This window comes from Melittangium boletus DSM 14713, assembly GCF_002305855.1.
Taxonomy (GTDB): Bacteria; Myxococcota; Myxococcia; order Myxococcales; family Myxococcaceae; genus Cystobacter; species Cystobacter boletus.
In genome coordinates, this window is record NZ_CP022163.1 from 5,403,031 (window position 1) to 5,421,294 (window position 18,264).

The 18,264-nt window shown below is 70.3% G+C and carries 14 protein-coding genes; 9 read left to right on the forward strand and 5 right to left on the reverse strand.

Annotated features, from left to right (window positions below):
• Positions 1-2 precede the first annotated feature (2 nt).
• The 4 genes from MEBOL_RS22760 to MEBOL_RS22775 are packed head-to-tail and all read right to left on the reverse strand — an operon-like array spanning position 3 to position 3,741.
• Positions 3-455, reverse strand: coding sequence for a GNAT family N-acetyltransferase (locus tag MEBOL_RS22760; protein ID WP_095979423.1), 453 nt, complete (start codon positions 453-455; stop codon positions 3-5).
• A gap of 9 nt (positions 456-464) precedes the next feature.
• Complete coding sequence (locus MEBOL_RS22765) at positions 465-1,286, reverse strand: ABC transporter permease (RefSeq protein ID WP_095979424.1); 822 nt, start codon at positions 1,284-1,286, stop codon at positions 465-467.
• Positions 1,283-2,197, reverse strand: a complete 915-nt coding sequence (locus MEBOL_RS22770) for an ABC transporter permease (RefSeq protein ID WP_095979425.1) — start codon at positions 2,195-2,197, stop codon at positions 1,283-1,285. Before MEBOL_RS22770 ends, MEBOL_RS22765 begins: the two co-directional genes overlap by 4 nt.
• Complete coding sequence (locus MEBOL_RS22775; protein WP_245918754.1) at positions 2,194-3,741, reverse strand: ABC transporter substrate-binding protein; 1,548 nt, start codon at positions 3,739-3,741, stop codon at positions 2,194-2,196. The genes MEBOL_RS22770 and MEBOL_RS22775 overlap by 4 nt, the downstream gene beginning before the upstream one ends.
• 80 nt (positions 3,742-3,821) lie before the next feature.
• Between MEBOL_RS22775 and MEBOL_RS22780 the strand changes: the two genes are divergently transcribed.
• From MEBOL_RS22780 to MEBOL_RS22795, 4 genes are all read left to right on the forward strand, one after another.
• Positions 3,822-4,646, forward strand: a complete 825-nt coding sequence (locus MEBOL_RS22780) for a HEAT repeat domain-containing protein (protein ID WP_095979426.1) — start codon at positions 3,822-3,824, stop codon at positions 4,644-4,646.
• A 64-nt stretch (positions 4,647-4,710) separates the two neighbouring features.
• Positions 4,711-5,502, forward strand: a complete 792-nt coding sequence (locus MEBOL_RS22785; protein WP_095979427.1) for an SDR family oxidoreductase — start codon at positions 4,711-4,713, stop codon at positions 5,500-5,502.
• A 192-nt stretch (positions 5,503-5,694) separates the two neighbouring features.
• Positions 5,695-7,929, forward strand: a complete 2,235-nt coding sequence (gene dacB, locus MEBOL_RS22790) for a D-alanyl-D-alanine carboxypeptidase/D-alanyl-D-alanine endopeptidase (RefSeq protein WP_095979428.1) — start codon at positions 5,695-5,697, stop codon at positions 7,927-7,929.
• Between the two features lie 179 nt (positions 7,930-8,108).
• Positions 8,109-8,621: a single-stranded DNA-binding protein gene (locus tag MEBOL_RS22795; RefSeq protein ID WP_095979429.1), complete on the forward strand. Its 513-nt coding sequence runs from the start codon at positions 8,109-8,111 to the stop codon at positions 8,619-8,621.
• Positions 8,622-8,718: 97 nt separating this feature from the next.
• Here the strand turns inward: MEBOL_RS22795 and MEBOL_RS22800 are convergent, their stop codons facing one another.
• Positions 8,719-9,429 (reverse strand): succinate dehydrogenase/fumarate reductase transmembrane subunit, encoded by a 711-nt coding sequence (locus MEBOL_RS22800; RefSeq protein ID WP_095979430.1) that lies wholly within the window; start codon positions 9,427-9,429, stop codon positions 8,719-8,721.
• A 255-nt stretch (positions 9,430-9,684) separates the two neighbouring features.
• On the opposite strand from MEBOL_RS22800, the gene hslO reads away from it, so the two are divergent.
• The 5 genes from hslO to MEBOL_RS22825 all read left to right on the forward strand — a co-directional run bounded on the left by hslO (position 9,685) and on the right by MEBOL_RS22825 (position 17,189).
• Positions 9,685-10,572 carry an Hsp33 family molecular chaperone HslO gene (hslO, locus tag MEBOL_RS22805; RefSeq protein ID WP_095979431.1) on the forward strand — a complete coding sequence of 296 codons (888 nt, stop codon included), beginning with the start codon at positions 9,685-9,687 and terminating at the stop codon, positions 10,570-10,572.
• Positions 10,573-10,666: 94 nt separating this feature from the next.
• On the forward strand, positions 10,667-11,308 hold the full coding sequence (locus tag MEBOL_RS22810; protein WP_095979432.1) for a phosphoribosyltransferase: 642 nt from the start codon (positions 10,667-10,669) through the stop codon (positions 11,306-11,308).
• A gap of 30 nt (positions 11,309-11,338) precedes the next feature.
• Positions 11,339-13,255 (forward strand): selenocysteine-specific translation elongation factor, encoded by a 1,917-nt coding sequence (selB, locus tag MEBOL_RS22815; RefSeq protein WP_095979433.1) that lies wholly within the window; start codon positions 11,339-11,341, stop codon positions 13,253-13,255.
• The gene (locus MEBOL_RS22820) at positions 13,252-15,765 is read left to right on the forward strand and encodes an ATP-binding protein (RefSeq protein ID WP_095979434.1); all 2,514 of its coding nucleotides are present in this window, start codon (positions 13,252-13,254) and stop codon (positions 15,763-15,765) included. The genes selB and MEBOL_RS22820 overlap by 4 nt, the downstream gene beginning before the upstream one ends.
• Positions 15,762-17,189 carry a sigma-54-dependent transcriptional regulator gene (locus MEBOL_RS22825; RefSeq protein ID WP_095979435.1) on the forward strand — a complete coding sequence of 476 codons (1,428 nt, stop codon included), beginning with the start codon at positions 15,762-15,764 and terminating at the stop codon, positions 17,187-17,189. The genes MEBOL_RS22820 and MEBOL_RS22825 overlap by 4 nt, the downstream gene beginning before the upstream one ends.
• The last annotated feature ends 1,075 nt before the right edge of the window (positions 17,190-18,264 follow it).

Sequence of the window (18,264 nt, forward strand, 5' to 3'; positions counted from 1 at the left end):
GCTCAGCGCACCATGTCGATGTGGGGGATGCCGTCCTCGTCGTACACGTCCCCCACGGCGCGAAAGCCAAAGCCCTCGTAGAAGCGCCGCAGGTAGTTCTGGGCGCCGATGCGGATGGGGGCTCCGGCATGGTGGGCCGCGAGGAAGTCGAGCCCCTTGCCCACGAGCGCCCGTCCGTACCCATGGCTTCGCGCGTGGGGCGCGGTGACGACCCGGCCCAGGCTCGCCTCGGGGTACTTCAACCCGGGCGGCAGGACGCGCAGGTAGGCCGCGAGCCGGGGCCCGTCCGGCGTGTCCCCGATGCCCAGCAGGTGGTGGGCGCCGGGGTCGTACCCGTCCACGTCCTGGTAGACGGAACGCTGCTCCACCACGAACACCTCCTGGCGCAGCGCCAGCAGGCGGTAGAGCTCGTCGAGCGTCAGCTCCGGAAACGTCTTCCACGTCCAGGTCAGCATGGGCCCGGGTTATCGGTGCTTCGGGTGCTGGGGGTCCAGTGCGTCGCGCACGGCATCGCCGAGCAGGTGGAAGCCGAGCACCGCGAGCGCCAGGGCCATGCCGGGGAAGAGCGCGACATGGGGCGCGACGAGCAGGTACTGCGTGCCCTGGTCCACGAGCGCGCCCCAGGAGGGGGTGCCCGGCGGCGCGCCGAGGCCGAGGAAGCTGAGGGAGGACTCGGCCAGGAGGGTGCCGGGCAGGGCGGACGTGGCCTGGACGACGAGGGGCCCGGCGGCGTTGGGCAACAGGTGGTGCCAGAGGATGCGCGTGTTGCTCGCCCCCAGGGCCCGGGCGGCCTGGACGTATTCGCGCTCGCGCAAGGTGAGCACCTGGGCCCGGGCCAGCCGCGCGTAGCCCGTCCACCCCGTGGCGCTCAGCGCGAGGACCACGTGCGGCAGCGAGGGGCCCAGCACCGCGGTGAGGAAGAGCGCGAGCAGCAGGCCCGGGAAGGCGAGCAGCACGTCGGTGAGGCGCATGAGCGCTTCGTCCACGAGCCCGCCCACATAGCCCGCGAGACCGCCGAGCACCGTGCCCACCGCCGCCGAGAGCGCCACGGTGAAGAAGGCCACGGCGAGTGACAGCCGGGCGCCATGCAGCACGTGCGTGAGCAGGTCGATGCCGTTCTCTCCCGCGCCCAGGGGATGGCCGGGGCCGGGGGGCGAGAGCTCCGCGGCGAGATCGATGGCCTCGGGGGTGGTGGGGCTGAGCACGGGGGCGAGCAGCGCGGCGAGCACGAGCGCTCCCGTCACGGTGAGGCCGATTCGTCCTCCGAGCGAGCGCGGGAGCCTCACGTGCGCCTCCGCACGCGGGGGTCGGCGAGCGCGTAGGCCGCGTCGGTGAGCGCGTGGACGAGCAGGTAGCAGCCCGTGAAGACGAGCACGGTGGCGCGCACGGTGTTGTAGTCGCGCCGCTCGATGGCGCCGAGCAGCAGGGTGCCCATGCCGGGCCAGGCGAACACCTTCTCGGTGACGATGGCGCCGCCGAGCAGGGCGCCGAACTCGAGCCCCAGCACGGTGAGCAGGGGCAGGAGGGCGTTGCGCAGGGCATGGCGCCACAGCACGCGCCAGGTGCTCAGCCCCTGGGCCCGGGCGACGGTGATGTAGTCCTCGCGAAGGACTTCCAGCAGGGAGGCGCGGGTCATGCGCGCGAGGAACGCGGCGAGCGCGGTGCCCAGGGTGAGCGCGGGCAGCACCAGGTGGCGCCAGGAGCCCGCGCCGGACACGGGCAGCCAGTCGAGCTTCAAGGACAGCAGGAGGATGAGCACCGGACCCAGCCAGAAGCGCGGGAGCGCCACGCCGGCCACCGCTCCACTCATGGCCAGGGCATCCACCCACGTGCCCCGGCGCGCCGCCGCGGCCGCGCCGAGCGGGAGGGCGAGGCTCACCGCCACCCCCAGGGCCGCGAGCGCCAGCATCCCCGTGAAGGGCAGCGCCGCGCCGATGGTGGGCAGCACCTTCTTCTGGAAGGGCGGCAGGGACGTGCGCAGCTCGCCGGTGAAGAGATCCCGCGTGAAGTGCCAGAGCTGGAGCGGCACGGGCTCGTCCAGGCCCACCGCGCGGCGCATCGCCTCCCGGTCCACCTGGGTGGCCTGCTCGCCGAGCATCACGTCGATGGGGTCTCCCGGGACGAGGTGCAGGAAGAGCGAGACGAGCAGCAGCGCGCCCACGGCCGAGACGAGGGTGGAGACGAGCCGCCGGATCATGGCGCCACGAGCCTCGCGCGCGCGAGCGGGGTGAAGAGACCCAGGGGGCTCGGCTCGAAGTCCTGGAGCCGTTGGGAGACGACGGCCACGGAGTCCTCATGCCACAGGGGGACGATGGGGACGAGCGCGTCCAGCCGCTCCTGGGCCCGGGTATAGAGGAGACGGCGCTCGGGGGTGGATACGCGGCTGGCTTCGTCGAGCAGGGCGTCGAGCGCCGTGTCCCGGAGCGCTCCCCGGTTGAGGCCGCCGAAGTGGTTCGCTTCCGAGGGCACGTTGCCCGAGTGGTACGCGCCGCGCATCAGGTCCGGCTCGACGATGGAGGCCCACTTGAGGGTGTAGAGCTCGAAGTTGCCCCGGCGCACGTCGTTGAAGAAGGTGCCGAACTCGAGCGAGCGCACCTCCACGGCCACGCCTCCGAGCGACAGTTGCTCGCGCAGCACGAGCGCGATGGAGCGGCGCAGCCGATCCGTGCTCGTCTTGAGCTGGAGCGTGAGCCGGGGCTCGCCGCCGGGCCCATCGGGATCCGGGTAGCCCGCGGCGTCCAGCAGCCTCGCCGCTTCCCCGGGGTCATGAGGGCAGCCGGGCACGGGCGCCCAGGCCCAGTTCGTGCGGGGCAGGAGTCCCTGGGCGGGCTGGGCGAGGCCGCGCAGCTTGTAGGTGACGAGCGGCCCCACGTCCACGAGGTGGCAGAGGGCGCGGCGCACGCGCGCGTCGGCGAGCGGGCCCGTGCGCAGGTTGAAGCCCAGGTAGGCGAGGCCCGTGCCCGGCCGGGTGAGCACGCGCAGGGAGGGCTCGCGCTTCAAGGCGGGCAGCGTGGCGGGGGAGATGGCGTTGAGCACCAGATCCGCCCGCCCCTTGAGCAATTCCAGCACGCGGGTTGTCTCGTCGCGCACCACGCGGAAGTGCAGCCTGGGAATGGCGGGCGCCCCGCGCGCGGAGCCCGCGAAGGACACCAGCGTCAGGTGCTCCTCGTCCGGCTGGGACTCGAAGCGGAAGGGGCCCGCGCCCACGGGCGCCGTGCCTTGGGCCTCCTTGAAGGCGGCCGGGGCGCGCCGCGCGGGGAGGATGCCCAGGGACAGCTCGACGATGAGGGGCGCGTAGGGCTCGCGCAGGTGGAAGCGCACGGTGCGCGCGTCCACCGCCTCGACGCGCGCGATGGCCGCGTACCGGTCCGCCCGGGGGCTCGCGAGGGCCGCGTCGCGCACGCTGTCGTAGGTGGCCTTCACGTCCTCGGCGGTGAGCGCGCCGCCGTCGTGGAAGGTGAGCCCCGGGCGCAGGGTGAATTCCACGAGCGTGGGGGACAGCTCGCGAAACGACTCGGCGAGGTCGGGCACGGGCGCGCCGGTGTCATCGAAGGTGACGAGGCCCGGGGTGATGAGCTGGGCGATGCGCTGGCCCAGGGCGGTGAGGGCCACCCGGCTGTCGAGGCTGTCCGGCGGCGCCTCGATGAGCACGGTGATGCCCTCGGGGGGGGGCTCGGCGCGGCAGCCGGGCACGAGCGCCACGAGGAGCGCCAGGAAGGCGGAGCGGAGTGGCGAGGGCATCGGGTTCCGGGTTGTGACACATGTGGGGGAAGGGGTCGATGCGTGGGGGGGTCGTGTATGGTTCCAGGGACGGAGCCACCATGAATCCACATCATCCACTCGAGGATCCCCGCAGCACCGAGGCGCTCATCGCCCTCTCCCTCCAGGGTGAGGAGGACGATGATGAGGCCTGGGATGCCATCCGGGTGTTGCACGATCGGGGAACCCGGGAAGTGCTCGACGCGGCCGCGCGCCTGATGGGCTCTTCGGACACCAAGGCGCGCTCACGGGGCGCGGACATCCTCGGACAGCTGGGGATGGACGAGGATGCCTTCCATGAGGAGCGGCTGCGGCTGTTGGTGGCGCTGGTGCGCCAGGAGCGGGAGCCCTGCGTGCTGGACTCCGCGGTGTCGGCGCTCGGCTTCCTGGATGACGCGCGCGTGGTGCCCGACCTCGTGAAGCTCAAGGCCCACCCGAGCGAGGAGGTGCGGCGCTCGGTGGCGCGCTCGATGCCGCCCGCGGCCACCTCCGAGGGCATCGCCGCGCTCATCGAGCTGTCGGCGGACGCGAACCGGGACGTGCGCAACTGGGCCACCTTCAGTCTGGGCTCCGTCTGCGAGGCCGACACGCCGGAGGTGCGCGAGGCCCTGTTGCGCCGCGTGTCGGAGACCGACCTGGAGATCCAGGGCGAGGCCTTGCTGGGGCTCGCGGCGCGCAAGGCGCCCCAGGTGCTGGAGCCGCTGCTCGCGGCACTGGCGGCCCGGACGGTGAGCGTGCTCGCGGTGGAGGCGGCGTTGGAACTCCTGGATCCTCGCGTGTATCCGGCATTGATCACCCTGCGTGACCGGGAAGGCCAGGCGGACCGGTACTTCCGTGGGGTTCTCGACGACACGATTCGCGCCTACGAGACGTCCTTCGCGGATTGAGGGCCTGGAGGACACTTCCGGCCAACCCTTCCGTCATTACTCTTCGTGCCCGGAGGTGCGGCACATGGAGAAGATGACGGGAGTGGCGCTCGTGACGGGGGGCAACCGGGGGATTGGCTTCGAGGTCTGCCGGCAGCTCGGCCAGCGGGGCATGCGGGTGTTGCTCTCGGCCCGGGACATCGCCGAGGGGGCCCGGGCCACCGCCGCGCTGCGCGATGAGGGGCTCGAGGTGACCTTCGAGCCCCTGGACGTCACCTCCCAGGAGAGCATCGCCCGGCTCGCGGATCGGCTCGGGCGTCAGGAACTGCGGCTCGCGGCGCTCGTGAACAACGCGGGCGTCTCCCTGGACGGCTTCGACGCGGACGTGGCCGAGCGCACCCTGGCGGTGAACTTCTTCGGCGCGCTGCACGTCACCGAGCGGCTGTTGCCGTTGATGGCGGAGCATGGCCGCATCGTCATGGTGTCCAGCGGACTGGGCGTGCTCGAGGGACTGGCGCCGCCCCTGCGCCAGCGCATCGATCCGCCCTCCTCGAAGGAGGACGTGAGCGCGTTCCTGCGCGCCTTCATCGCGGACGTGCGCGACGGCCAGCACGAGCCGCGGGGCTGGCCCGGTTCGGCCTACCGCGTCTCGAAGTTGGGCCTCAACGCATTGACCCGGTTGTTGGCCGATGAACTCCGGCCGCGCCACCTGCTCGTCAACGCCGTGACCCCGGGCTGGGTGAAGACGCGCATGGGCGGCGAGCGGGCCTCGCGAGGGGTGGAGGAGGGCGCGGACACCCTGGTCTGGGCGGCGACCCTTCCTCCTGGAGGGCCCACGGGGCGCTTCTTCCGGGACCGCCACGCCATCGCCTGGTAGCTTGTACCCCTCCCTACAGGGTCGCGGTCATCCCTCGCGTCTCGTGCGAGCACTGCCGTACATTTCCAGATGACGCTTCGCCGCCTGGTGGAAGACCGGGCGCCCAGCACGAAGGGACCAGGCAAGTGTCTCCCTTGAAGCGCTGGGGGTCGCCTTCCATAATGGTCTCCTCCTTCCCCCTCCGGAGAGTGTGTGCAGGTCCCCCGAGCCAGAACATTCTTGGCCGTGACGGTTGCCCTTTTCGTCGCACAGCCGCGCGTGGGTGCGGCGGCGGATGACAAGAAGCGCGCCGAGCGCGAGGCCCTCAAGGCGTCCTTGATGGAGGTGTTGCGGCGCGAACCGCTCAATGCCAGCCGTGTCGCCGTCCACATGATGAGCCTGGATGACGGCTCGGTGGTGTTCAGCCACAACGCGGACGAATTGCTCAACCCCGCCTCCAACGTGAAGCTCGTCACGAGCGCGGCGGCGCTCACCACGCTCGGGTCCGAGTACCGCTTCGAGACGGAATTCCTCGTCGAGTCCGAGTCCGATGGCATCAAGGCCAAGACGCTCTACGTGCGGGGCAAGGGGGATCCGTTCGTCACCACCGAGCGCCTGTTCGTCATGACGGGGGACCTGTTCCACACGGGCCTGCGCGAGGTGCAGGACATCATCGTGGACGACGCGTGGTTCGACGCCGAGCGCACGCCCTCGGGCTTCGACCAGGAGGACACGGATCGCGCCTACATGGCGCCCACGGGGGCGTTGAGCCTCAACTGGAACGCGGTGGGCGTGTACCTGCGTTCCGGGGATCAGCCGGGCGCCAAGGGCGTGGTGGAGTTGGAGCCGCCGAGCGACTACTTCGTGGTGGAGAGCACGCTCACCACGGGGGACAAGCGGGCGCGGCGCTTCTCGGTGGCCTCGGACGCGGCGGGCGCGCAGCAGAAGATCTTGGTGCGCGGCCAGGTGCCCCACGGCGGTGGCGCCATGAGCGTGTGGAAGAAGATCGACAACCCGCCCATGTACTTCGGCCAGACGCTCAAGCAGATGCTGACCGCGCGCGGCATCAAGGTGAAGGGCAAGGTGAAGCCGGGCGTCACTCCGCCCCGGGCGAAGCTCGTGTTCGTGGCGCAATCGGACACCCTCGACATCGTCCTCAAGAAGCTCAACAAGATGTCGAGCAACTTCATCGCCGAGATGCTCCTCAAGACGATGGGCGCCGAGGCGCGGGGGGCTCCGGGCTCCTTCGCCAAGGGCCTGGACGTGGTGGAGGACTTCCTCGCGCGCGAGGTGGGCATCCCCCGCGGCACCTACGTGATGAAGAACGGCAGCGGGCTCAACGACACCAACCGCTTCTCCGCCACTCAGTTCGACAAGCTCCTGCGCTACATGTACGAGCGCTTCCCGCTCGCGCCCGAGTACCTGTCCTCGCTGGGCATCGCGGGCAAGGACGGCACGCTCCGCTACCGCTTCGACGGCACCGAGGCCGTGGGCCGGCTGCGCGCCAAGACGGGCACGCTGGAGAACGTGTCGGCCCTGAGCGGCTACGTGCAGGCGGCCGGTGGTGAGAAGTTCATCTTCTCCATGATGGTGAACGACTACCCGGGCCGCTCGGGACCGGTGGTGCGGGGACTGGACGCGCTGGGCACGGCGGTGGCCTCGGTGGGCTCGCACATCGGGCCGGGCCAGGCCGTGGCGGAACTGGCGAGCGAGGAGAAGCCGAACAGCCCCATGGCCGAGGTGAGCAGCCGGGTGAAGACGTACCTGGCGCTCACCAGCCAGCGGGATCCGCGCAACATCGGCTTCCTGCGCACGGCGTGGCGCAGCGAGAAGGATCCCGCGGTGCGCGCGGTGGTGGCCGAGGGCCTCTACCAGAGCAACCCCCAGGACTACCTCGGGGTGCGCACGCTCCTGGACAGCTACTCGGCGGGCTCGGAGGTGTACGGTCGGCTGCGGGGCGTGGCGCGGGAGCTGTCCGTGGAGGTGCCGGGCCTGGGCAGCCTCGTGGAGCTGGCGGCCAGTGGCAACGCCGAGGCGCTCAGCCGCGTGGTGGAGCTGGCGGGGGCTTCCTCGGGAGACGCGCTCGCCGAGAACGAGATGACCGAGGGCCTGGGCGCGGTGGCCCGCACGGCGCCCGAGGAGCTGGTGCTGGCGCTGCGCACCGCGACGGACCGGGATCGGGACGCGACGACCCAACTGCTGTCGCGTGGCTTCGTCCAGGCCGCCGAGTCGGAGCACCCGTTCTGGAAGTCGCTGCGCAAGAGCATGGGCGCCTCGGACCCGAAGCTGGCCGACTTCGCCCGCTCGCTGGAGGGGACGCTGTCGCGGCAGGTCGCCGAGGCCAAGGCGCCCAAGCCCACGACGTCCCTCGCCCAGCCCCTGGCGCCCACCGTCGTCGCGCCCGGCGCTTCCAAGCCGACGACCGCCGAGAGCCGTCCCGGAGGGTGATGCCCCGCCCACTTGTCCGCCCTCCTTCCTGGCGTCCGGGAAGAGAGAGGGGTTGAACCCCTGTTCAGGTGGGTGTCAGCCCCTTATGCTAGGCAGAGAAGTGGCGCGGGTGGCATTCCCGCTCTTGGATGTAGGTAACCGGCCCGTGGTGGGCCGGTGCTCGACGAAAGGACGGCATCATGGCTGGAGGCGTCAACAAGGTCATCCTCATTGGCAACCTGGGGGCGGACCCGGAAGTGCGCTTCACCCCGGGTGGGCAGGCGGTGGCCAACTTCCGCATCGCGACCAGCGACAACTGGACCGACAAGAACGGCCAGAAGCAGGAGCGCACCGAGTGGCACCGCATCGTGGTGTGGGGCAAGCTCGCGGAGCTGTGCGGTGAGTATTTGAAGAAGGGCCGCCAGTGCTACATCGAGGGCCGCCTGCAGACGCGCGAGTGGACCGACAAGGAAAACCGCAAGAACTACACCACCGAGGTGGTGGCCAGCGGCGTGACGTTCCTCGGTGGCCGTGATGGCGCCGGCGCGAGCGGCGGCGGTGGCGGTCGGGGCGGCGGAGGCGGTTACTCGCAGCAGCGGGGCGGTGGCCAGAGCCAGGGCGGCTACGACGACTACGGCTCGGGCCCGCCCATGGACGATGGCGGTGGCCACATGAGCGCTGGCGGCGGCGGGGACGACGACATTCCGTTCTAGGCCCGCGAGGGCTCTGGAAACGACGACGGCCGCTCCGGGAAACCGGGGCGGCCGTTGTGTTTTCGCGGCGGGTCCAGAAGCGCCCCGGGGGGGGCGCTCAGTGCATGTCGCCCCGGGTCCGAACGATGGCTTCGCGCGCCTGCATGATGGCCTCGGTGCCGCCGGCCTGGAACATGGCGTAGAGCACGCCCCAGCCCATCGCCAGCAGCACGAGGAAGATGACGATGGTCCACGGCTCGAAGCGGCGCATGGAGCGCTCGCTGGCGAGCAGGCCCCAGCCCATGGCGAAGCCCTGGAGGCCGTTGGCCAGGTGGTACGCGGTGCCGAGGATGCCCAGCGTGTAGACGATGAGCGTGGGCGGGTGCCAGCGCATCTCATAGGAGATGGCGGCGAAGGGCTCGACCGCGCCGTACACGAGCCGCGGCTGGAGGAAGGCCAGCCAGATGTGGGCGCCCAGGAAGGCGAGCACGCCCACGGAGGCGATGCGCTGGAGGATGTACTTGAGGTTGCCGTAGTTGTTGTAGGCGAGGTTGTTGGGCCGGAAGCTCAGCAGTCGCACGATGCCCCAGCCCGTGTGGAACAGCAGGGGCAGCAGCACGATGATGAAGGTGAGGATCTGCGAGTAGGGGTGCTTGTACTCGGTCACCGCGGTCTGCCAGGCCTGGGCGCCCTGGAAGGCGGCGAGGTTGTCCCACAGGTGGTTCACCACCCAGATGCTCAGCGGTACCACGGCGAGGAACGAGCCCAGACGGGACTGGAGGAGCGGTGTCTTCTGGGGGAGGGCGGCGGCGGCGGCTTGGGTGCTCATGGGGACTCCGGACTTCGCGCGGCCAAGACCGCGCCGAGGATCATTCGGACGGCGCGTTATAGCCCGTCCCAGGGGCCAGGTAGGATTTTCCACCATCAGAAGAGGCCCATTCGGCACACGGAGGTATCAGCCGGGGTGATGCGAGTCTCCCAAGTGCCCCCCTGACCGGGGCCCAGCCGGGGAGACCGGCCCTGGGTGGGGGCATGCGCATTGTCATTGGCGAGCGCTCTCGGGAACGGCACGCTACTTCCCCTTATGGCCGATGAACTCGTCAGTGGATTGTTGAAGGAGTCCGACCTGCGCGTGGTGCTCGTCACCACGGGCGCTCTGTCGCGCCGGGCGCGGGAACTGCACCGCTCGTCCTCGGCGTCGGCCTCGTTGATGGCGCAGGCGCTCACCGCGGGGGCGCTGCTCGCCGCGCTGCAGAAGAACGACTCGCGCATCAACCTCCAGTTGGAGTGTGACGGGCCCCTGCGCGGCCTCTTCGTGGACGGGGATGGGTCGGGCGTGCTGCGGGGCTACGCGAAGAATCCGCTCGTGTCCCACGAGGGCCTGGACGGCGAGTATCACTGGCGTCCGGTGCTGGGGAACAAGGGCTTCCTCTCGGTGCTACGCGCCCTGGGGGATGGGGAGAACTACCGCTCCGCGGTGGAGCTGGAGAGCTTCGACCTGGCCAAGGACCTGGAGCGCTACTTCACCATCTCGGATCAGGTGCCCTCGCGCGTCTACCTCACCGTGCTGCCGGAGGGGGAGGAGCGTCTGGGGCTCGTGGCCGGTCTGCTCCTGCAGCCGCTGCCCAATGGGGACACTCAGACCTTCCGGACGCTCGGGGACCGGCTCGCCCAGGACTTCGAGCCCACCGTGCGGGCGCTCGCCGGCCAGGGGACGTCCGCCCTGCTCAAGGCGCTCGTGCCCCAGTCGGACCTGGAGGTCATGTCCCGCTACCCCGTCTCCTTCACGTGCAGTTGTAGCAAGGACCGGGTCAAGCGGGCGTTGGTGTCGCTGGGCCGCGAGGAGCTGTTGGACATCCTCGCCAAGGACGGCAAGGCGGAGGCGGACTGTCACTTCTGCACCACGCACTACGTGGTCACCGGCGAGGAAATCCAGGAGATCCTGGCGGTGATGGACCAGGCGGCGAGCTGACGAGCGAGGCTCCTGGCGGACAGTGGCGGGCATGCGCCTCCCAGGGTATGACGCCGTCTCCGCACCTCTCATCTCACCTTCTGGAGTCCTCACCGTGGCCACCAAACGGGCGCAGCCCAAGGGCACGAAGGGTAAGCCCTCATCCCATCAGGTGGAGAAGCTCGTCTCCATTCCGTCGGACCTGGTGCTCGCGCCCCAGGTCGAAGCGCCGCGTCAGCCCACCGGGCGGGATCAGTCGCGCTCGAAGAAGCGCATCCAGGAGCTGACCTGGATGGATTTCGATCGGGCGGTCCAGACGCTCGCGCGCTCCATCCGTCAGTCCTATGCGCCCCAGGCGGTGGTGGGAGTGGCGCATGGCGGCGTGTTCGTGGGCGGCGCGTTGTCCAGCGCGCTCGGCGTCGAGTTCTTCCCGGTGCGCATCAGCCGCCGCAGCCGCGACAAGTCCTCGAGCAATCCGAAGCTGACCGGGGACATGCCCAAGGAGCTCAAGGGCAAGCGCGTGCTCATCGTGGATGACGTGGCCGCCAGCGGCGACACGTTGGAGCTGGCCACGGCGCTCGCGCTCAAGGTGGGCGCGCGCGAGGTGAAGAACACCACCCTCATCTGCCGGCCCGATGGTTTCTCTCCGGACTTCCACGCGCTGTCCACCGAGGCCCTCGTCGTCTTCCCGTGGGACTACGAGGAGGTGGTCGAGGATGGGCGCTTCGATGTGGACCCGGACAAGGCGGGGGCGTGAGCCCCTGAGCGGGGGGATGCGCCGGGCGAGATGATCATCGGCACCGCGGGGCACATCGATCACGGCAAGACGTCGCTGGTCAAGGCGCTCACCGGCATCGACACGGACCGGCTGCCGGAGGAGAAGCGCCGAGGCATCACCCTGGAGCTGGGCTTCGCGCACCTGACGCTCGGGGACGGCTCGGTGGCGGGGGTGGTGGACGTGCCCGGGCACGAGCGCTTCGTCAAGGCGATGGCGGCGGGGGCCGGGGGCGTGGACCTGGCGGTGCTGGTGGTGGCGGCGGACGAGGGGGTGATGCCCCAGACGCGCGAGCACCTGGACATCTGCCGGCTGCTGGGCGTGAGGACGGGGGTCGTCGCCCTCACCAAGGCGGATCTGCTCGAGGGGTTGGGCGCCGAGTGGCGCGCGCTGGTGGAGGCGGACGTGGCCACGCTCGTGGCGGGGACCTTCCTGGAGGGACGCCCGGTGGTGCCCGTCTCCGTTCGCACGGGCGAGGGCCTGGACGCCCTGCGCGCCGAGCTCGTCCAGGCCGCCCGGGAGGTGCCCCAACGCTTCGCCGAGGGTCCCGCCTTCCTTCCGGTGGATCGCGCCTTCAGCCTCAAGGGGTTTGGCTCGGTGGTGACGGGCACGCTCCTGTCGGGCGAGCTCGCGCTGGAGGATGCCGTGTCGGTGTTGCCGGGGCTCCCCGGTCCCTGGCGCGTGCGGGGATTGCAGGTGCACGGCGCGCCGGTGCCCCGGGCGGTGGCGGGACAGCGCACGGCGGTGAATCTCGCGGGAGTGGAGACCGAGGCCCTGTCGCGGGGGGGCGTGCTGGTGAAGGCGGGCGAGGTGCCCGAGACGTCCATGCTGGACGTGGAGGTGAGCCTGCTGGCCGCGGCGCCGGAGGCCCTGCCGCGGCGCCGCAAGCTGTTCCTGCACCTGGGCACCGCGCGGGTGGAGGCCACGGTGGCGCTGTTGGATCTGGAGCGTCTGGAGCCGGGCGAGACGGGGCTCGCGCAGTTGCGGCTGAGCGTGCCGGTGGCGGCCCTGCCGGGTCAGCGCTTCATCCTCCGGGGCTCGCGCGCGTTGCCGGGCCGGGGGGCGACGCTGGCGGGCGGGCGGGTGCTCTCCATCACCCCTCCTCGCCGTCGAAGAGGGGGCGCGCGGGTGGTGGCACCCCTCGTGGAGGCGGAGCCAGGCATCCAGGTGGCGTGGCTCTTGCGGCAGGCGGGTTACCGCGGACTCACCTGGCGGGAACTCTTCGCCCGTTCCGCGCTGGCACCCAGGGTATTATCGCGGGTGCTGGAGCCGCTGGGGGCCCGGGGGGAGGTATTGCTGATGGATCGAGAGCGACGCCTCTACCTGTCGGGCGAGGTCTTCGCGGGGCTGCGGGAGCGGGCCCTGGCGCTGCTGGCGGCCTTCCACGAGCGCGAGCCGCTGCGCGAGGGCCTGTCGCGTGAGGAGCTGCGTCAGCGCCTGTCCGGCGAGCTGGAGCCCCGTGTCTTCACCCGGCTGGTCCAGTCCCTGGTGGAGGGGGGACAGGTGGAGGGCGAGAAGGAGACGGTGCGCCTCAAGGGGCGGGGGCGGACGTTGTCGCTGGACGAGGACGCGGCGCGCACGCGTCTGGTGGCGGATTTGAGCGCGGCGGGACTCGCGCCGCCCACGCTCACGGAGCTGGCCGAGCGCTTGAGGCTCCCCGCCCCGCGAGTCCGGGAGTTGCTCCGGGTGGCGATGGCGGAGGGCCGGGTGGTGGGGGTGAGCGAGGAGCTCTTCTTCGACGCGAGCGCCCTGGCCGGGCTCAAGGAGCGGTTGATTGCCTACCTCCGCGAGAAGAAGGAGATTTCCACCCAGGGCTTCAAGGAATTGGTGGGGCAGAGCCGGAAGTTCGTCATTCCCCTATCGGAGCACTTCGACCGCGAGAAGGTGACGCTTCGGGTCGGAGAGAAGCGGGTGCTGCGGCGCGCATGACGAAGAATCGCTATAGCGAGGCGGCCCTGCGGCGCCTGATCGAGAGCCTCACCAACCCCATCGCCGTGGTGCAGGAGGGGCGCATCCGCCTGGCCAACGAGGCCTACGTGGAGATGCTGGGCGTGGGCCGCGAGGAGGTGGAGGGCCGCTCCTTCTTCGACTTCCTCTACCCGGAGGATCGCGCGAGGCTCCTGGCGCGCTACCAGCAGCGCGAGCAGGGGATGCTGAAGGAGAACGCGCCGCGGCGCTACATGTTGCCGCCGCGTCCCGGCGTGGGGCCGCGCGAGCTGGCGGTGCATGTGCAGGAGGTGGAGCTGGAGGACAGCGGCTGGGCCATGCTCTGCAACCACCTCATCCTGGGGGAGCGGCCCGGGGAATTGCAGGTCGCCGAGCGTCTGGTGGAGACCTCCGCCGAGCTCGTGGCGGCGCGTTCGGAGGACGCGGTGCGGCGGCTCGTGGTGGAGGGCCTGGCTCGCGCGAACCTCACCGCGCATTTCCTGGCCCATGAGGGCGAGCGGTTCTCGGAACCCGGGGGGGTTCTCTCCGAGGAGGACGGCGCGCTGGGGCGGCGGGCGCTCGCCGAGGGGTGGCCCCTCTTTGGCCCCGACCAGAAGCCGTTCACGTCCGTCTACCTGCCGATCGGCACGCCGCCGGCGGAGGTGTTGAGGGCGTCCGGCGGGGAGTTGACGCCCGCGTACGGCCCGGTGCTGGCGCTCTTCGCCAAGGTGGTGGGCGCGGCGCTCGCGGACGCGCGGATGCTGGCGGATGTGGAGCGCGGCCGGTGGGAGATGTCGGTCGTGGCGGAGACGGCGCGGTTCATCGCCCTGCCCGAGCCTCCCTCGCTCGATGAATTCCTCTCCCGGCTGGCCTCGCTGCTGGGCGCCGAGGCCGCGGTGTTGCATGTGCCCGTGTCATCCGAGCGGGACGAATGGCGCCTCGTGGCCCGGGTGGGCCTGGACGCGGCCCTGGAAAAGGCCTTCGCGGTGCTGGAGGGGCCGCTGCCGTCCGAGGCCCCGCCCCGGAGCGTGGAGCCGTTGGGCGAGGAGGAGGCGCGCGTCTGGCGTGAGGCCTCCGGGGCTCGCCTGGGCCAGGGGGCGTCGGTGCACCTGTCCCAGGGGGGGTTGCGCCAGGGGCTGCTGCGGGTGCTGCGGGGACCGGAGCGGCCCCTGGGCCCGGATGACCTGCGGTTGTTGGGCACGCTGGCCGAGTTGTTGATGATGTTGATGGACCAGCACCGCCTGCGCGTCGAGTCCGCGCGGCAGCTCTCCGATTCGCGCCTGTTGCTGGACATGGCGCGTACCACGGCGGCCACCCTGGAGGTGGCGAGCATCCTGGACGTGGCCTCGGACTTCCTCGTGCGGCTGCTGGACGTGTCCGACTGCTTCATCTTCCTGTACGACGAGCAGACCAACGTCCTGCGGGGCGCGACCGCCTCCACCACCCAGCGCAATGCCTTCCGGGGCGCCTCGGTGTCGGTGGCCGATTCGCCCACGCTCGCCGCGCGCGTGGCCCGGGAGCGCCAGTTCATCGTGCTCTCGGATGTGTCCAAGCACGAGGACGTGGCGCGCAGTGAGCTCGCCCTGCGCTTCCGTCCCAAGTCCATGCTCGGCCTGCCGCTCACCTCGCGCGAGGAACTCATCGGCGTGGTGGTGGTGGCCGACGCCCGCCGGCAGCGGGTCTTCCCGCCTTCGCTGCTGGAGCTGGCCGAGGCCACCTGCGGGCAGATCGCCCTGGCCATCGCCAACGCGCGTCTCTACGAGTCGTTGTGGGCTTCCTACGCGGAGCTGGCCGCGGCGCGCGCGGAGATGGTCAAGCGCGAGCGCCTGGCCGCGCTCGGAGAGCTGTCCGCCATCGTGGCCCACGAGGTGCGCAACCCCCTGGGCGTCATCTTCAACGCCGTGGCCTCGTTGCGCCGCCTGCTCAATCCCAACGGCGACGCGGCCATGCTGTTGGACATCCTCGCGGAGGAGAGTGATCGGCTCAACCGCATGGTGAGTGACTTGCTGGACTACACCCGTCCGCGCGAGCCCATCCGCCAGCCCGAGGACGTGGCGCGCCTGCTCCAGGACTCCGTGGAGTCGGCGTGGGGACAGCAGGGCAGCCCCAGCCAGGTCACCACCACCATCGACGTGGCCGAGGACCTGCCCCGGGTGCCGTTGGATCGGCGCCTCATCCGCCAGGCGCTCGTCAACGTGCTCGTCAACGCCATCCAGTCCATGTCCTCGCAGGGCGGCGTCATCCGCGTGTCCGCCCGCCGCGAATCGCACGACGGCCGCCCCTACCTGCGCACGGACGTGGTGGACCAGGGGTGCGGCATTCCCAACGAACTCCTCCACCGCGTCTTCGAGCCGTTCTTCACCACCAAGGCCCAGGGCACGGGCCTGGGCCTCGCGGTCGTCAAACGCATCATCGAGGAGCACCACGGTGAGGTCTTCCTGGCGAGCACGCTGGGCCGTGGCACCGTCTTCTCCATCCGTCTTCCCCTTTCCCAGCCGACGAGTCCTCCGTGAACGACGCCTCTCTTCCTCGCGGCCGCATCCTGGTCGTCGATGACCAGCGCAACATGCGCGCCACCACCGCGCTCCTCCTGCGCTCGGAGGGCTACCACGTGCTCGAGGCCGCCACGGGCGAGGAAGCCCTGCAGACGCTGGCCAACGCGCGCGTGGATCTGATGCTGACCGACTTGAAGATGGAGCCCATGGACGGGCTCACCCTCCTCAAGAAGGCGCTGGAGGTGAGCCCTCGCTTGCAGGTCATCATGATGACGGCCTTTGGCTCCATCGAGAGCGCGGTGGAGGCCATGCGCCAGGGAGCGTTCGACTACGTCACCAAGCCCTTCAAGGAAGGGGAGCTGCGCTACCGGGTGGAGCGCGCGCAGGAGCGGGCGCGGCTGCAAGCCACGGTGGACATGCTGGCCGGGGAGTTCAACGAGCGTCACGGTTTGAGCGCGCTGGTGGGCCGCAGCCCGGCGATGAACGAGTTGTCGTCGCGGCTCATGCGCGTGGCCCAGAGCGACGCCACGGTGCTGGTGCAGGGCGAGAGCGGCACGGGCAAGGAGCTCGTCGCGCGCGCGGTGCATGCGCACAGCCGGCGCAAGAGCATGCCTTTCGTGCCGGTCAACTGCGCCGCCATCTCCGAGACGCTGCTGGAGAGCGAGCTCTTCGGCCACGCCAAGGGCGCCTTCACGGGCGCGGTGCGGGCGCGCCGGGGCCTCGTGGAGGAAGCGGACGGAGGCACGCTCTTCATCGACGAGGTGACGGAAACGACCCCCGCCTTCCAGTCCAAGCTGCTGCGCACGTTGCAGGACGGCGAGGTGCGGCGCGTGGGCGAGTCCGTCGCCGTGAAGGTGGACGTGCGCATCGTCGCCGCCACCAACCGCGACATCGAGCTGGAGGTCCGCGAGAAGCGCTTCCGGCAGGATCTCTATTACCGGCTCAACGTGGTGACGCTGCGGGTGCCGCCCTTGCGCGAGCGCCTGGAGGACGTGCCCGCCCTGGCCGAGCACTTCCTCAAGCGCGCGAACGCGCGCAGTCCCAACCCGAAGCGGCTGTCCACCTCGGCGGTGGAGCACCTGATGGGGCACAGCTTCCCGGGCAACGTGCGCGAGCTGGAGAACCTGGTGGAGCAGGCGGCGGCGCTGTCCGAGGGAGAAGAGCTGCTGCCCGAGGATTTCCCCCTGCGTCCCAATACGCGGATGCTCGGAGGGGGACCCGAGGCCCCGCCCGCGCCGCTCACCACGGATGTCAGTGCCCGGCTGCCCACGCTCGCCGAGTCCGTGGAGGAGGCCGAGCGGCGGGCGATCGCCCAGGCCTTGGAGCGCTATCAGACGGACCTGGGCCGGGTCGCCGAGGAACTGGCGGTCTCGTCCACGACCTTGTGGCGCAAGATGAAGCGCCTGAATCTGCGCCCCGCGGGGGGAGAACACCGCGATTGAGCCCGTATATCGGATCTGAAATGGCGGGTTCATTGCTGAAACGTATAAGCGTCCGGGATGATTGAGCTTTTGCAGTCCTGCAAATGCGTTGCAGACCTGCAAGGCGCACCGGATGGCCCCTGGGGGCAACCACAACGCCAAGTACTTGAAATGATTGAACCCCCCGGGTCCGATAGCCCTGGCATGGCATGTGCTAAAGCCTACGGACAGAGCACATTGATGCGGCGATGAAGTGGTTCCCCCCCACCCCTTCAGCGCTCCGATGAGTTCCTTTAGAAGAACCCGCGGCCCGGTCCCCTTTCTGAGGGGGCCGGGCCGCCTTCTTTTGGGCGCTCCGCCGCCCGGTTTTTCACCGGTGAAACGTCATTTCATCGCTGCAATGCAGGGGTGAAAGCGGACGAGGCGTCAGGGGAAGCTCCCTGGCTCCAAGTGGTGGGAATCCTTGGGTTTTCGTGTACCGCGGGGCATGGCACGACGAGTGCTAAAGCTCAGGACACGGAGCATGTCGAAGCTGGCCGAAGGAGGTTCCCCCCCACCGCCTTCAGCCCTTCTGATGAGCTTCTCGAGAAGAACCCGCGGCCCGGTTGCCCTCTTCGGAGGGTGCCGGGCCGCCTTCTTTTGGGCGCGCTCCCGCCCGGTTTTTCACCGGTGAAACGCCATTTCATCGCTGCAATGCAGGGGTGAAAGCGGGCGAGGCGTCAGGGGAAGCTTCCTGGCTCCAAGTGGTGGGAATCCTTGGGTTTTCGTGTGCCGCGGGGCATGGCACGACGAGTGCTAAAGCCTCCTGACGAAGCACATCGATGCGAGATTGAAGGAGGTTCCCCCCCACCGCCTTCAGCCTTCCGATGCGCTTCTTGAGAAGAACCTGCGGCCCGGTCCCCTTTCCGAGGTGACCGGGCCGCCTTCTTTTGGGCGCTCCGCCGCCCGGTTTTTCACCGGTGAAACGCCATTTCATCGCTGCAATGCAGGGGTGAAAGCGGGCGAGGCGTCAGGGGAAGCTCCCTGGCTCCAAGTGGTGGGAATCCTTGGGTTTTCGTGTACCGCGGGGCATGGCACGACGAGTGCTAAAGCTCAG

Bases quoted from the DNA above. Each gene is read 5' to 3' on its own strand.
- MEBOL_RS22785 (WP_095979427.1), top strand. From the start codon at position 4,711: ATGGAGAAGATGACGGGAGTGGCGCTCGTGACGGGGGGCAACCGGGGG.
- MEBOL_RS22760 (WP_095979423.1), bottom strand. From the start codon at position 455: ATGCTGACCTGGACGTGGAAGACGTTTCCGGAGCTGACGCTCGACGAG.
- MEBOL_RS22775 (WP_245918754.1), bottom strand. From the start codon at position 3,741: ATGCCCTCGCCACTCCGCTCCGCCTTCCTGGCGCTCCTCGTGGCGCTC.
- hslO (WP_095979431.1), top strand. From the start codon at position 9,685: ATGGCCGATGAACTCGTCAGTGGATTGTTGAAGGAGTCCGACCTGCGC.
- MEBOL_RS22770 (WP_095979425.1), bottom strand. From the start codon at position 2,197: ATGATCCGGCGGCTCGTCTCCACCCTCGTCTCGGCCGTGGGCGCGCTG.
- selB (WP_095979433.1), top strand. From the start codon at position 11,339: ATGATCATCGGCACCGCGGGGCACATCGATCACGGCAAGACGTCGCTG.
- MEBOL_RS22795 (WP_095979429.1), top strand. From the start codon at position 8,109: ATGGCTGGAGGCGTCAACAAGGTCATCCTCATTGGCAACCTGGGGGCG.
- MEBOL_RS22780 (WP_095979426.1), top strand. From the start codon at position 3,822: ATGAATCCACATCATCCACTCGAGGATCCCCGCAGCACCGAGGCGCTC.
- MEBOL_RS22820 (WP_095979434.1), top strand. From the start codon at position 13,252: ATGACGAAGAATCGCTATAGCGAGGCGGCCCTGCGGCGCCTGATCGAG.
- MEBOL_RS22800 (WP_095979430.1), bottom strand. From the start codon at position 9,429: ATGAGCACCCAAGCCGCCGCCGCCGCCCTCCCCCAGAAGACACCGCTC.